Genomic DNA, 14,018 nt, shown 5'->3' with positions numbered 1-14,018 from the left:
AACAGGTTAGAGCATTATTTTTTATTTGATTTCTCTTTGTTTTAAATAACTAAGTAATTCGGGGCTAAGAACTGTTTTTTTAGTACGCAATTCTTGAATGTTTTTAACACCTAAAATAGTAAAAATTGATTTTATTCCATCAATCCATGAATTAATCATAATTTCTGTCTTTTCAACACCATTATCAATTAAGCTCACTAATATTTCACTGGCCACACCAACTGCATCTGCACCCAAATATAATGATTTAACAATTTCTAAGGGATTTGTAATCCCACCAGTGGCGATGATTTGTAATCCATCAACTTTCTGAGCCTCATATAGAGATTGAACAGTAGTTATGCCCCAATTTTCTAAATATTGCATTTCCTTATTTTTACGTCGGAAATTCTCAATTTGTGCAAAGTTAGTCCCGCCACGTCCACCAATATTAACGTATCTAACGTTTATATTTTTTAATTTTTGAAGAGAAGCCGAATCCATTCCAAAACCAACTTCTTTAATAATTACGGGTATGGTCACATGTTCTACAATTTTTTTAATATTCTCAATCCATTTAAATACTGATGATCCTTCTGGCATAATAATCTCTTGAACTGTATTAATATGGATTTCAATTGCATTAGCATTAATTAGTTCAATTGCAGCGTCAACTTCATCTAAAGAAACATCAGCACTCAAATTAGCAATTAAAATTCCTTTTGGGTTAACCTGTCTGACGATTGAAAAACTATCACGTGTTTCAGGATATTTTAAGGCAACCCTTTCACTTCCAACTGCCATTGCGATTCCAGTATTTTTAGCAATTCTAGCTAGTTTTTGATTTAATTTTTTAGTGAACTCGCTCCCGCCGGTCATTGCTTCAATATAAAAGGGAACATTAAATTTTAAATTACTAATTTGTGTCGAAATATCAACTTCGTTTTTGCTAATTTCTGGTAAAGAGTTAGGCATAAAGTGAATATCATCAAATCCAGCATTTGATTGCTCTTGATGAAATTTTTTAGCTAAAGAAACGTGTTCATCTTTTCTATGGGAATGTTGGTTTAACATCCTAAAACTCCTTAATGTTCATAAATACTAATGTCAAGTCTTTGAATTCCATTTTCTTTCCAGTCTTTAATAAGATGATTGATATCACATTCTTTTTCAATTAAAACAATTCCACAATCTCCACCACCAGCTCCAGATGTTTTTGCTGCACCACCAAACTCGTCAGCAATTTTAATTAATTTTGTCAAAGCAGGGGTTTCAATATCAACATGAGCAAATTTACTTAAATTTCGCAATAATAATCGATTCCATTTAATATTATTCATAATTATTCGAATATTATTTTGTCTAAATCCATTTGTAATTTCTCTTACACATTTATTACTATCATGAAGGAATTTTTGGTAACGTGATTTATTTTTTCCTTTTTTTAATTCAACTTTATCAATCAAATTAGATGTTGAAGAAGGGGATCCAGACCAGCCAACTAAAAATTTTAATGAATTGGGGATTTTTAAAGGAATAATTTCTAAATCTGGCCATTGTAATTTGAGAAGCTCTTTAATAGATATTTTTTTGCGGAAATCTGCTAACCATTGTCGGTCAAAAGAACTATATGAAATAATCCCACCAAAAACACTAGATGCCACATCTCCCAATGATCCATTGCCCTGAACAGCAAAATGAGAAATTGCAGCTAATTTAAATAATTCGATTTTAGTAATTTTTAATTGATATAGCTCACAGAGTGCTTTGATAGTTGCTACTGTTACAGCTGCAGATGATCCTAACCCATATTTTTTTCCATCACCATTATCCAATGTACTGTTAACATTAATCTCATATGTTTGTGCAGGAATATTTAACGTTTGAACATATTCTTCTGTAACATTAATAGCAGAAATAATATATTGAAAAGGGTTATCACGATTGTCGACAACCATTTTTGAATCTACTCGATGCCATCGTAACATATGATTTTCATATTGTTTTGAAGTAATCAGTCCAATCCCTGTAGTTTTTTTTAAATTAACGGTAACGAAACGATTAACCGCAGCTATAATAGCGGGATTGCCATTTTCAACAACAGCATATTCTCCAGCAATATAAATTTTTCCAGGAGCCTTAGTTGTAATCAAATTAGTAACTTCTTTCTTATTTTAAATATTTAATTCCAGGACCTGGCGAGGCAATCACAATTTTATCCTCGTCAAAATCCTTTTGTAGTTCTTGACGCAAACTTACTAGATTATGGTCTTCTACTAAAATTTTCACATTTGGACCTGCATCCATAGTAAAGTAACATTCAATTCCTTTTTTACGTAAATTATGAACTAATTTCATAACTTTTAATGAATCAGCATCAAAATAGGTGAAATCTGGATCTGCACTTAACGTTAATGCGTGCATTCGCATAGCATTTTCTTCTGCAATTTTGCCCATACTACTAAAATCATGAGCTTTAATTGCTATTTTAATATTTTTAAGGTCCCGTTTGCAAAGTTTTTTCCATTCAACATAATAGGGAGAGGTGTCTTTTGAAATTTTCATCCCTTGGGTGCTAGTCATTTCTTTTTCTGATTTGTTAACCAAAATTGCAACGACATGAATATTCCAATCAACTTTTTCAATGTAAGGAACTCCAATTGAAGTTTGATCGCCAAATCCTTTTTGCCACTCCACAAATCCACCATAAATAGATCGCGTGGCGGATCCAGAACCTCTTCTAGCTAGTCTCGATAGTTCTTTTTTGTTTAATTTTAATCCTATCGCTTTGCTAGCAGCTCCTGCTAATGCAGCGAATCCAGAAGCAGAGGAAGCTAATCCTGCGGCAGTTGGAACGTTATTTGATGTTTTAACCTCTGCAAAAATATTTTTACCGGCCATTTCTCGGACAATATTTAAGAAATTAATAATTCGGTTTGCCTTATTTCCTTTAATAACTTTACCATCAAATACAATTTGATCAGCTGCTAATTCATTTTTAAATGTTACTTCCGTATCGGTATAAAATTTGTCTAATGTTAATGACAAACTACTAGTGGTCGGAATTTTTAATGATTCATTTTCTTTTCCCCAATACTTTACTAATGCAATATTAGTATGAGCACGTACCTTGGAATTATTTTGATTTTCAACTGTCATGGTTTACTCCTAATCGTTTAATTCTTGTAATGATTGAATCCAAACATGTGCTGCCCCATTTTTTAATAAATCGTTTTTAATATTAACAGCTATTTGTTTATCTGGAGCAAGTGAAATTATACAGCCACCTAAACCACTACCAGTTAATTTAGAACCTACGGCACCAGCTTGTACTGATATTTTTATTAATTTTTCAATTTCTCTTGAACTAACTTTAAGTTGATTTAAATCTTGTTGAGCTAAATTCATAATTTTACCCGTTTGATTAATATCATCAGATAAAATTGTTTTTTTAGCATCTTCAACTAAAACTCCTAAATTATCAATAATTTGTAATATTTTAGTTTTATTATTTGATAATTCAGAACGTACTTTATTAACCGCTATTCGTGTGTTACTAGAAATCCCTGTATCAGCAATCACTAAATAACCATTTAATTTGGAAGGAAAATCATAAAATTCCTTTGCTTCAAATAAAACTGGATGTGTAGAACTAACCGTTTTTGCATCAATTCCACTTGGATTCCCATGTGTAACATTTTCTTCAATATCAGTAAACATTTTTAAAGTATTAACATTTAATTGCTTTTCAAAAAAATTGAAATATCCACGAATAATAGCAGTTGCGATTGCAGCCGAAGATCCCATACCTCTTCCCAAGGGGATTTCACTGTTAATCTTAATGTCTAAAGGGATTTGTTGCGAATTAAGATAGTCATCTAATTTTATGATTAATAGTTTCAATCCATCCATAGTAGCAGGTAGTTTACTAGGATTACCATTAAAATAAGAACTATGAATTATTGACTGCTGATTTTTACTTTTTTTAATAGTTGCACAAACTTTAACTTGAGGTAGGGGAAAGATAATGGCAGGTTTATTATATACTGCACTATGTTCACCCAAAAAAATAACTTTGGCATGACTTTTACCAGAGGCACTATTTTTCATTAATAATCGCTCGCTTTCTTAATAGTCTCATTTTATCACAAATTAATTTATTTCTAGCATTCAAGCATATTGACATTATCGAATATTGCTAACTTGTAGTAAAATTGTTTTAGTTAGAAATGAAAGTTGGTGATTATTACGAATAAAGATACAGTATATTCGGTTGTTGATATGGAAACAACTGGAACTGATATAAATAATGGAGATCAAATAATTCAATTTAGTGCTGTTTTTGTACAAAATGGTAAAGTTATCGATTCTTATTCTACGTACGTAAATAATGGGGAAGAAATTCCACAGGAAATTACAAAACTCACGGGTATCTCTGAAGAAACAATTAAAGATTATCCAACTTTTGATCAACTAGCACCAACCATTTATAAAAAAATAAAAGATACTGTTTTTGTAGCTCATAATGTTAATTTTGATTTCCCTTTTTTAAATAATTCATTGGAAAAAGTTGGATATCCATCTTTATCTAACGATGCAATTGATACAGTAACTCTTTCGCAGATTTTTTTTCCAACACTGACTAGTTATCGTTTGAGTAACTTGAGTAGTCATTTTCATATTTTACATGATCATCCGCATTCATCATTTAGTGATGCTAAAGCAACCGCTGATTTACTGGTAATTATTTATAATAAAATTAAGTCATTACCAATAAATACCATAAAGAGCATTTTAGAAATTAATTTAGATTTACCACAACAAACAAATGATTTTATTAAATCAATTTATCAAGAAAAACTACACACAAATAATAATGATTCATTATCAGATGATTTGATTAATATTGAAGGACTTATCCTACGAAAACATCAAATTAAATTAAATAATAATCAAGTAACTGAAAAAAAATTTCCAAAAACTAAACATCAAAAGCAATTATTATTAAAAGATAAATTTCAATGGCGTGAATCTCAGAGTAAAATGATGAATTTAATTTATCGAAATTATACTGATTCACAAAAAAAAACTAATAACCTTTTAATCGAAGCCCCAACTGGAAGTGGCAAAACACTTGGGTATCTTTTACCAATGGCTTTTATAGCGGCTAAGGGTAACCCTGTGGTAATTAGTACCGCTTCAATAGCATTGCAACAACAATTAAACCAAATTTTAAAGACTGATATTAATGATTATTTTGGATTTGATCTGAATACAAGCATTTTAAAAGGAAAAAGCCATTATATAGATCTTTCAAGATTTATTAATAATTTAGTAATTAAAGATGACAATAAATTATCACAATTTATTAAAGCACAAATTTTGGTTTGGCTAACTGAAACAACTTCAGGTGATTTAGATGAATTACATCTCTCAAATAAAGCAGCGATTTTAAAACAAATCAGTTATCAATCTGGCACCAATAATTTTGATAATGAATTTGGAGAATATGATTTTTTAGAGTGGCAAAAAAAACAGCTTCAAGTTTCAGATGTGATATTGGTTAATCATAATTATTTATTTGAAAATGCAAAAAAAATTCATGATGAATTGCATACCGTTCCTTATTTAATTATAGATGAAGCACATCGTTTAGCAGATGTAGCATTTGATTCCCAAAAAAAATCACTTTGGTTAGGAACAATTAAGTTATATATTGGACGGATTAAAAATGATGTTTTTCAAACTCATAATGAAAATTTAACTGATATCTTTGCCGGCGATGTATCGTTAGATAATGAACTCAAAAAGATTATGAAAAAAATTGATGAAGTTTTTGAGATTAATTCAAAATTATTGAAACAATTTCAACAATATTTTATGCATCATTTATCTCGAGAACAACATGAAATTGGATTAAAAAATAACAAACTCAATAAGTATTTTGAAAACGCTCATAATGATTTAAAAAAACAATTTAAATTAAATGAGCAAATCAAATTAATATTAAATCAAATTAATATTAAGATTTCTCAAAATGAACAAAAGTGGACGACATCAGATTACAAAATTTTTCTTCAATTTAATAATCATATTAATCATATTACTGATTTTATTACTGATATTCAAAAGATAGTCAATCAAGCAAAAGTAAGCTATGATTCTGAAGTTTTTTGGTTAAATTATTCAGATGACATGGATATTAATAACGTTTATCTATCAACTGCTAGATTTGACGCTAGTAGTAATCTTAATAAAAAAGTTTATAAATATTTTGAACCGACAGTTTTTACTGGATCAGTTTTATTCACATCAAAAAAATCGCAATATATTTATGATCAATTGGACTTACATCGAAGTAATACTAGAATGAAACGTCTAAAAAGTTCATTTGATTATGGTAAACAAAGTCAAATAGCAATTTCTAATGAAACACCAATTCCAGAAAATTATGAAAATGATGAATATGTTAATTTTTTGGCAAATTCAATTCAAAAATTATTTAAAGAAAATCCACAACCCACATTGGTGTTGTTTAATTCGTTAAATTTAATTAAAGCGGTTTATGAAAAATTAAATGAAAAAAATGGTGCTTATGCTGTTCTTGCATCGGGTATATCTGGGAGTCAAGAAAAAATTATTAAACGTTTTGAAGCTAATTCAAATTCAATTATTCTTGGTTCAAACGCGTTTTGGGAGGGGATTGATTTCCCAAAACATTATTTAAAATCTATTATTATTCCTAGGCTACCATTTTCTTCGCCAAATAATCCGGTAGTCAAAGCTAGAGCATCATATTTAAAAGAGAAAAAAAAGAATCCTTTCACTAGTTATTCGTTACCACAAGCTATTATGGATATAAAGCAAGGGATAGGGCGATTAATTCGAAATAACCAGGACTTTGGAGTTATTACAATTCTTGATAATCGAATTATAACTAAAAAATATGGAAAACAAATTTTAAAAGCGATTGATAATGGAATAGATCCAGAAATTGGAGAAATAGATATAATTGCGAAAAAACAAGCTGAATTCTTAAAGCAACATCATTAAAAAGTAGCCGTTATTTGCTATAATTAAGCTATTAAGCTAAGAAGAGGATTTTAAGATGCGAAAAAAATGGATTAGACGTAAAAAATTGATGAAAATATTTGAAATATTAGTTATATTTTTAATTTTCTTATTAATAATGGCTGTTATAATTATTCATCAAGCTAAAGAACCACAAGTTAAAACCAAGAAAATTACAGTTAGTTTGGTAGAAAAACATGCTAAATTCCATGGAATTAATGAATTTTATACTTCTAATTTAGACAAAACATATTATTCAGTATCTGGGTATAACCAAGATGGAAAACCAGCTTACGCAATAGTTTCTAAAAATTGGAAAAATATTCAAGTTATCAAACATGATGATGGAATATCTCCCAATAAAGCAAAAAATATTTCTCTTGGTGGAAATAAAAATAAAAAAATTACTAATATTGGATTGTCATTAGTAAAAAACAAACCCGTTTGGATAGTTTCAATGTCTTCTGAAAATAATAAAATGAGTTATGCTACAATTAATTTTTATAATGGTCATATCATTTCTAAAATCAATAATGTTTAGTTAAATATAAATAGGAGGCTGCTATATGGACGATAAATTAATTCGATATTTAAATTTTGGTTCGATTAATGTTTCCGGTTTTTTATTAACTAACTTTTCTAAATTAGGGATTAATTCTGTTGAATTAATAATTATTTTAGAGTTAAATTATTTTCGTATTCAAGGTGATTCGTTTCCGAATGCTAAAAAGCTGTCTACGGCAACTGGATTAACTGAGAATGAAATCTATGAGATTCTACACCAATTAGTAACTAAAAAGTTGATTTCAATTAAAACTAGTACTAATACTAATAAAGACGAATACAGTTTAGATCCATTAGTTAGAAAAATGAATCAGTTTATGGATAATAAAGAATCAATTACTGATTATAAAATGGATGTTTCTAAGACAAAAAGTAATAATGAAAAAAGTGAAAAAAAAGAAACCTTTGATATGATTAGCAAAGAGTTTGGCAGAATGCTTTCTCCACTTGAGTTAGAAACTATTAATGCTTGGTTTGATAAAGATAATTATTCTCCTAAATTAGTTAATTTAGCTCTGAAAGAGGCAGTATTAAATCAAGTCTATAATCTAAAATATATGGATCGAATATTGCTAAATTGGAAAAAGTCTAATATTCAAACTGCAGCTCAAGTTGAAGAACAACGAAATAAAAGGAAAAGTAATATTAAATCAAACAATAGTAATGATGGTCCTAAAATACCAATATTTAAAATTCAAAAAAAATAAAACAAACCCCAGACTTATTAAGTCTGGGGTTTGTTTTATTCTAATTGTTATTATCTTCGCCATTATTATTGGTATTATCAGCATTATTAGGTTGATTTTGAGCATCCTGGTTATTTTTATTTTGGGCATCATTTGGCTGCTGGTTACCATTATTTTGACTGTCATTGGATTGATTGCTATTTGTAGAATTGTTCTTATTATCGTCATTTGGTGTTTCTTCATTGGCAGCCGAAGTCCCGCCATTAGTGTTGTCATCATTGCTTTTTGATTCTGTATTATTTTGTGAATTATTAGAATTGTTATTAACAACAGACTTATCATTGGATGCTTGCTGCGCTTGAGTAGAATTATGTGAAATTTTAGCATCTGAATCACCAGGATAACCAACAATGTAATATTGAGTTGCGTTGTCTTTGTGAGTTTTAACTACATCAGATGGTTTATCCCAATTTTCATTTGGTAGGTTTTCAGAAGCTTTTTCCATTGTTTCTTTATAAAATTTTTGAGCGATCTTAGTCTGGGACTGAGATACATAATGACCATCTTCAAGTGGACGATCATAACCAGTCCACACTGACAATGATAAGTTTTTAGTATAACCAGTAAACCATGAATCCATGCTTGCATCTTTAGGAAACTTACCAAGATAATTACCAGGGTATTGAACGGTACCAGTTTTACCAGCTTCATATAAATCATTAATTTTAGCTGCTGTTCCAGAGCCTTTTGCATCAGTCATGACCCCTTTAAGCATATCGGTCATCATAAATGCGGTAGCAGTAGACATGGCTCTGTGACTAGTAGAACTATAATGCTTTGCTTCGCCAGTTGGAGTAACAACCTTATTAATCATGTAAGGTTTGTGATAAATACCACCATTAGCAAAAGCAGCATAAGCAGCAGCTTCTTGTTCTGTTGAAATATAAGCACCAATACCGTTTTGCAAATCAAGCGGTTGTTTAAATTTCATTCCCAAACCATTAAGGAAAGTTGTTGCTTGGGGAATACCAACTGCTTGTAAAGTTCTAATTGCTGGAATATTACGAGACTCTATAAGTGCTTGCCGCATCGTGATGGTACCCTCATGTTTATTATCAAAATCATTTAACTCTTTACCAGTCCCGGGATAAGTAAATGGTGTATCTTTAATTGGTTGATAGGTTGGATATTTAAGATATTCAATTGCTGGACCATAATCCATTAACGGTTTCATGGTTGAACCACTTGAACGATCAGTTTGAACGGCTCGATTTAATCCAAATAATACATTTTGTTTTCGACTTCCTAACATTGATACAACTTTACCATTATGTGGATCCACCATTGTTGCACCAATTTGAAAATCTTTATTGGGAAAATCCATCCCAGAATTCTTATCATTTGCTAACTTATACATGTGTTTTTGCGTGTTCATATCTAAGTTTGTATAAACTTTGTTACCAGAAGTAAGATTATACCCCTTATTTTTTAATTCTTGAATAACCTGACTAATATAGCCGTCAGCATATTTTTCATCTTTTTGCGTTGGTGTCTTATTAACGTTTTTTGTATGAAGTCCTTTTTTTACACTTTCTTTTTCAGCTTTATCAGCCTGCGAACGACTAATTGACTTATTACGAACCATTGCTTCTAAAACTGTGTCTCTTCTCATCTGAGCATATTTAGGATTGTTAACTGGATTATATGCAACAGGTGCTTGGGGTAATCCAGCTAATAAAGCTGTTTGTGAAAGATCAATTTTATTTAAAGGCTTATGAAATAATAATTGTGACGCTGTTTGCATACCATAAGAATTATTTCCCATATAAACCTTATTTACATAAAATTCCATAATTTGTTGTTTACTATAATCACGATCAACTTTAATGGCTAACCAAGCTTCTTGCGCTTTTCGTTTAAATGTTTGATCTGAAGATTTGGTTGAAAATACAGACAATTTTACTAATTGCTGAGTTAATGTACTTCCACCTTGTAATCCGCCCCCGGCGCCAATTAAATCACTCCCGGCAGCTTCCATAATTCTAATTGGATCTACACCTTTATCAGAATAAAAATGACGATCTTCAATAGAAATAATTGCATTTTTTAAATTATCTGGAATGTCTTGTTGTTTAACATAATCTCTATTTTGCATTCCCAGTCTAGAAATCACTTTTCCATTTTTATCGTAAATAGTAGTAGAGTTATCGCTAGAAAGTGTGTGATAAGAAATATTAGGAGCAGTTGCCGCGTAGTATGCAAACAATCCACATCCCATCAAAATAAGTAAAAAAACAAAGAAAATAATCCACATAATAATGTGAAATACCGGCCCATGATGCCTTTGATTTTTCTTCATCCTAGAATACGTTTCATCTGAGCTCATTTTATTTTCCTCCATTGTTATCAATAATTTTATCAACCGCATCCAAATATGGAATAAGAGGATTGATTTGATAGCTTAGCTTATATCCTGTTTTTTCTAATTCTTGTTTAGAAATAGATTTTCTTTCGCCTTTAGATTGTCTTTCCCAGTAAAAAAACAAATCTGCTCCATTTAGAACGAATAATTCATTTGTTTTAACAAATTTAATTAACGAAAAACAAATTCCTCCTAATTTGTAGCATTGTTGCATATGTTTAATTTGATGTTGATGAAAATTATTCAATGGGAAAGAAGTTTTGTTATTAGTTTCCTTTGCATCGAAATCAATGTATTTTTCTTTGAAAATGCCATTATAGTCAGTTGTTGATGCTTGTTTAAAATAGGCCTCTTTGATAACTGCTGCACTTCGCTTCGGATAATCTACTTTTACAATTTGAATTGGAGTTGGTTTCTTATGAATCACAGCAACTCCTTTATTTAAATAATATTCATTACTTAAATTAATTTCTTGTTCCAAAGACATCCCTCGATCGCCGTAATTAATTCTATTCTTTTTTTTTAACTGTTTGTCTTTTGGTGAATAATCATTTCCATTTGGATAATTGATAGTCAATCTAAGCTCCCCATTAAATAATTCATGCAATCTTATTGCGTAATGTACTACAATTATAGCAATATAATTGATTTATTAAAAATTTTATTGATTAGAGGATTATGAATGAATAGGGTATGGGTAACTGGTTATCGTAACTATGAATTAGGGATTTTTGACAATCAAAGTCCAAAAGCTAGAATTATTAAATTAGCAATTAAGGATCAATTAAAACAATTAATTGAAAATGGATGTGAATGGATAATAACAGGAGCCCAATTAGGGACAGAACAATGGACAATAGAAATTGCAAACCAATTAAAAGAAGAATATCCAAATCAATTTAAAATTGGAATTATGTTACCGTTCAAAAATTTTGGGGGAAAATGGAATGAAACTAATCAAATTAAAATGCAACATTTACTTTCTATAGTTGATTTTTCTGCTTCAGTTAGCAATAAGCCTTATGAATCTCCACAACAATTAAAAAACTATCAAACATTTATGTTAACACATACGGATGGAGCCTTGTTTTTATACGATACTGATAATGAGGGGAAAACAATGTATGATTATAATGCAACTAATTATTATATGAAAAATCATAATTATAAAATGCAGATAATTGATTTTGATGATTTACAAGAAACAGCGAACGAATTACAATCACAAACTGATGATGACAATTTTTCTTAAATATGCTATACTAATATAGTATTTAAATTACAAGAGGTGCTTTAGAATGAACAAAATCAATTTCACACCAAAAGAAATTTTGCAAAAAGAATTCAAACAAAAAATGCGTGGATATGATCCAAACGATGTTGATTCATTCTTAGATGAAGTCATTAAAGACTATGAAAGTTTTCAAAAAAACATCCAAGAACAAGATCAGCAAATTGATCAATTAGATTCTGAAAACAAACAATTAAAATCTAGAGTAGCTGCGTTGACAAATGAATTAACTAATAAAGCGGATTACGTTAAACCTGAGCAAGATGTTGAAACAACACCTGCTGCTCCACAGCCTAAGTCGGTTGAAAATAGTACAGGTAATAACGTAACCAATATGGATGTTTTAAGACGTTTGTCAAATCTTGAGCGTAAAGTGTTTGGTGAGAACACTAACAACTAAATGTATAATTTATAATTGGTGTAGATCCTGAGTAATCGCGGTCAGTTTTTACTGGCTGAGGAAAGTCCACTCTCGCACAAGCTGAGATGCTTGTAGTGTTCGTGCTCGGTGAAAAAATAAGCCGGGGAATTGTAATTTACAATTACGGCGAAAGAATAGACTAAGGATTTTTAATCTATGTCTTAGTATTTCCTAAGGTGCTATAGAGACGATTAATTTGAGAAATCAAATTACTGGAACGTAGTAAACCCCTCGAGCGGGAAACCCAAACTTTGGTAGGGGAGCTTTACACACGGAAATTGAACCAAGTGTAGGGGAAGAATCTTTGATTCTTGAGATAGATGATTACTACTCAATTGTTATTCCTGATATTTCAATTGAGCACAAAACATGGCTTACAGGGGTCTGCACCAATCAGGAAGAGTGGGATTTCCCACTCTTTTTTTATATAATTGAAAGGGTAACTTAATGAAAAAATTCAAATTAATGGCAACTTGTTCTGCTGGATTAGAATCAGTCGTTGGCAAAGAACTGAAAGATATGGGATATGATGTTGAAGTCGAAAATGGAATGGTTTTATTCGATGGTTCTGTTGTTGATATAATCAAAACAAATCTTTGGTTAAGAGCAGCTGATCGAATAAAAATAATTGTTGGAAAGTTTGAAGCAAAAACTTTTGATGATCTTTTTGAAAGAACTAAAGATTTACCATGGGAAGATCTTATTCCAATGGATGCAAAATTTCCCGTTGAAGGACGTTCTCGTAATTCTGATTTACATAGCGTTCCTGACATCCAAGCAATTACCAAAAAAGCCATTGCAACTAAATTAGGCAATTTTTATCATCGAAGAACAAAACTACCGGAAACTGGTGGGTTATTTCCACTAGAAGTTAGAATTTCTAAAAATCAAGTCGTTGATTTACTTGATACAACTGGTCCTAGTTTATTTAAAAGAGGTTACCGAGTGGCTAAAGGCGAAGCACCTTTAAAAGAAAATATGGCTGCTGGCTTAATTTTATTAACAGATTGGAAACCTAAAACAATGCCATTTTTAGATCCAATGTGTGGTTCTGGAACAATTCCAATTGAAGCTGCCATGATTGCACGTAATATTGCACCAGGGATTCAGCGTGAATTTGTTTTTGAAAGTTGGGATTGGGTAGATAAAAAATTAGTTGATGAAATAAAAGCTGAAGCAGATTCTAAGGCAGATTATGACAGTGAATTTGATATTGCAGGATCAGATGTAAATGGTGAAATGATAAACTATTCTAAAGTGAATGCACAAGAAATTGGATTACTTCATGATATTGATTTTAAACAATTAGCTGTTCAAGATTTTCATACTGATAAAAAGAATGGGATAGTTGTAACTAATCCTCCTTATGGTCAACGAATGGGTGACCAAGAAGCAGCTGAAAAACTTTATCGAGATTTAGGCAAAGTTTTTATTCCAATGACAACGTGGTCCAAGTATTATCTTACTAGTGATTTAAATTTCGAAAAAGCTTATGGTAAAAAAGCAACTAAACGACGTAAACTATATAATGGACGAATTAGAACTGATTACTTTCAATATTGGAGTGAATCAAATTAAAAAATA

The 14,018-nt window shown here is 30.4% G+C and carries 12 protein-coding genes and 1 other RNA gene; 7 read left to right on the top strand and 6 right to left on the bottom strand.

Annotated features, from left to right (window positions below):
• Positions 1–21: 21 nt before the first annotated feature.
• The 4 genes from fni to mvk are packed head-to-tail and all read right to left on the bottom strand — an operon-like array spanning position 22 to position 4,089.
• Positions 22–1,053 carry a type 2 isopentenyl-diphosphate Delta-isomerase gene (gene fni / locus AC0GLR_RS03400; protein WP_495605364.1) on the bottom strand — a complete coding sequence of 344 codons (1,032 nt, stop codon included), beginning with the start codon at positions 1,051–1,053 and terminating at the stop codon, positions 22–24.
• An 11-nt stretch (positions 1,054–1,064) separates the two neighbouring features.
• A complete protein-coding gene (locus AC0GLR_RS03395; RefSeq protein WP_495605363.1) occupies positions 1,065–2,132 on the bottom strand; it encodes a phosphomevalonate kinase in 1,068 nt (355 codons plus the stop codon).
• Positions 2,133–2,148: 16 nt separating this feature from the next.
• Complete coding sequence (mvaD, locus tag AC0GLR_RS03390) at positions 2,149–3,138, bottom strand: diphosphomevalonate decarboxylase (protein ID WP_495605362.1); 990 nt, start codon at positions 3,136–3,138, stop codon at positions 2,149–2,151.
• A gap of 9 nt (positions 3,139–3,147) precedes the next feature.
• On the bottom strand, positions 3,148–4,089 hold the full coding sequence (gene mvk, locus AC0GLR_RS03385; RefSeq protein ID WP_495605361.1) for a mevalonate kinase: 942 nt from the start codon (positions 4,087–4,089) through the stop codon (positions 3,148–3,150).
• Between the two features lie 129 nt (positions 4,090–4,218).
• Between mvk and AC0GLR_RS03380 the strand changes: the two genes are divergently transcribed.
• From AC0GLR_RS03380 to AC0GLR_RS03370, 3 genes are read left to right on the top strand one after another with little or no spacing between them, the layout of a single operon-like run.
• Complete coding sequence (locus AC0GLR_RS03380) at positions 4,219–7,032, top strand: helicase C-terminal domain-containing protein (RefSeq protein ID WP_495605413.1); 2,814 nt, start codon at positions 4,219–4,221, stop codon at positions 7,030–7,032.
• Between the two features lie 55 nt (positions 7,033–7,087).
• Complete coding sequence (locus AC0GLR_RS03375; RefSeq protein WP_495605360.1) at positions 7,088–7,591, top strand: cell wall elongation regulator TseB-like domain-containing protein; 504 nt, start codon at positions 7,088–7,090, stop codon at positions 7,589–7,591.
• A gap of 25 nt (positions 7,592–7,616) precedes the next feature.
• Positions 7,617–8,321: a DnaD domain-containing protein gene (locus tag AC0GLR_RS03370; protein ID WP_495605359.1), complete on the top strand. Its 705-nt coding sequence runs from the start codon at positions 7,617–7,619 to the stop codon at positions 8,319–8,321.
• A gap of 40 nt (positions 8,322–8,361) precedes the next feature.
• Here AC0GLR_RS03370 and AC0GLR_RS03365 read toward each other — a convergent pair whose 3' ends face one another.
• Both AC0GLR_RS03365 and recU read right to left on the bottom strand, forming a co-directional pair.
• The gene (locus AC0GLR_RS03365) at positions 8,362–10,686 is read right to left on the bottom strand and encodes a transglycosylase domain-containing protein (protein WP_495605358.1); all 2,325 of its coding nucleotides are present in this window, start codon (positions 10,684–10,686) and stop codon (positions 8,362–8,364) included.
• A 1-nt stretch (position 10,687) separates the two neighbouring features.
• Positions 10,688–11,299: a Holliday junction resolvase RecU gene (gene recU / locus AC0GLR_RS03360; protein WP_495605357.1), complete on the bottom strand. Its 612-nt coding sequence runs from the start codon at positions 11,297–11,299 to the stop codon at positions 10,688–10,690.
• Positions 11,300–11,404: 105 nt separating this feature from the next.
• On the opposite strand from recU, the gene AC0GLR_RS03355 reads away from it, so the two are divergent.
• The 4 genes from AC0GLR_RS03355 (at position 11,405) to AC0GLR_RS03340 (ending at position 14,012) form a co-directional block, all read left to right on the top strand.
• Positions 11,405–11,974: an SLOG family protein gene (locus tag AC0GLR_RS03355; protein ID WP_495605356.1), complete on the top strand. Its 570-nt coding sequence runs from the start codon at positions 11,405–11,407 to the stop codon at positions 11,972–11,974.
• Positions 11,975–12,020: 46 nt separating this feature from the next.
• A complete protein-coding gene (gene gpsB, locus AC0GLR_RS03350; protein WP_495605355.1) occupies positions 12,021–12,413 on the top strand; it encodes a cell division regulator GpsB in 393 nt (130 codons plus the stop codon).
• A 23-nt stretch (positions 12,414–12,436) separates the two neighbouring features.
• Positions 12,437–12,816, top strand: an RNA gene (rnpB, locus tag AC0GLR_RS03345) — RNase P RNA component class B.
• Between the two features lie 65 nt (positions 12,817–12,881).
• Positions 12,882–14,012 carry a THUMP domain-containing class I SAM-dependent RNA methyltransferase gene (locus AC0GLR_RS03340; protein ID WP_495605354.1) on the top strand — a complete coding sequence of 377 codons (1,131 nt, stop codon included), beginning with the start codon at positions 12,882–12,884 and terminating at the stop codon, positions 14,010–14,012.
• The last annotated feature ends 6 nt before the right edge of the window (positions 14,013–14,018 follow it).

This window comes from Fructilactobacillus sp. YLN 2412 (assembly GCF_059488745.1).
The sequence above is the reverse complement of the archived record's forward strand: the minus strand, read 5'-3'. Positions and strand labels throughout refer to the sequence as shown.

What these genes read in the sequence shown, in the direction of transcription:
- fni (WP_495605364.1), bottom strand. Translation starts at nt 1,053, where the DNA reads ATGTTAAACCAACATTCCCATAGAAAAGATGAACACGTTTCTTTAGCT.
- mvaD (WP_495605362.1), bottom strand. Translation starts at nt 3,138, where the DNA reads ATGACAGTTGAAAATCAAAATAATTCCAAGGTACGTGCTCATACTAAT.
- mvk (WP_495605361.1), bottom strand. Translation starts at nt 4,089, where the DNA reads ATGAAAAATAGTGCCTCTGGTAAAAGTCATGCCAAAGTTATTTTTTTG.
- AC0GLR_RS03375 (WP_495605360.1), top strand. Translation starts at nt 7,088, where the DNA reads ATGCGAAAAAAATGGATTAGACGTAAAAAATTGATGAAAATATTTGAA.
- AC0GLR_RS03370 (WP_495605359.1), top strand. Translation starts at nt 7,617, where the DNA reads ATGGACGATAAATTAATTCGATATTTAAATTTTGGTTCGATTAATGTT.
- AC0GLR_RS03365 (WP_495605358.1), bottom strand. Translation starts at nt 10,686, where the DNA reads ATGAGCTCAGATGAAACGTATTCTAGGATGAAGAAAAATCAAAGGCAT.
- AC0GLR_RS03355 (WP_495605356.1), top strand. Translation starts at nt 11,405, where the DNA reads ATGAATAGGGTATGGGTAACTGGTTATCGTAACTATGAATTAGGGATT.
- gpsB (WP_495605355.1), top strand. Translation starts at nt 12,021, where the DNA reads ATGAACAAAATCAATTTCACACCAAAAGAAATTTTGCAAAAAGAATTC.
- AC0GLR_RS03340 (WP_495605354.1), top strand. Translation starts at nt 12,882, where the DNA reads ATGAAAAAATTCAAATTAATGGCAACTTGTTCTGCTGGATTAGAATCA.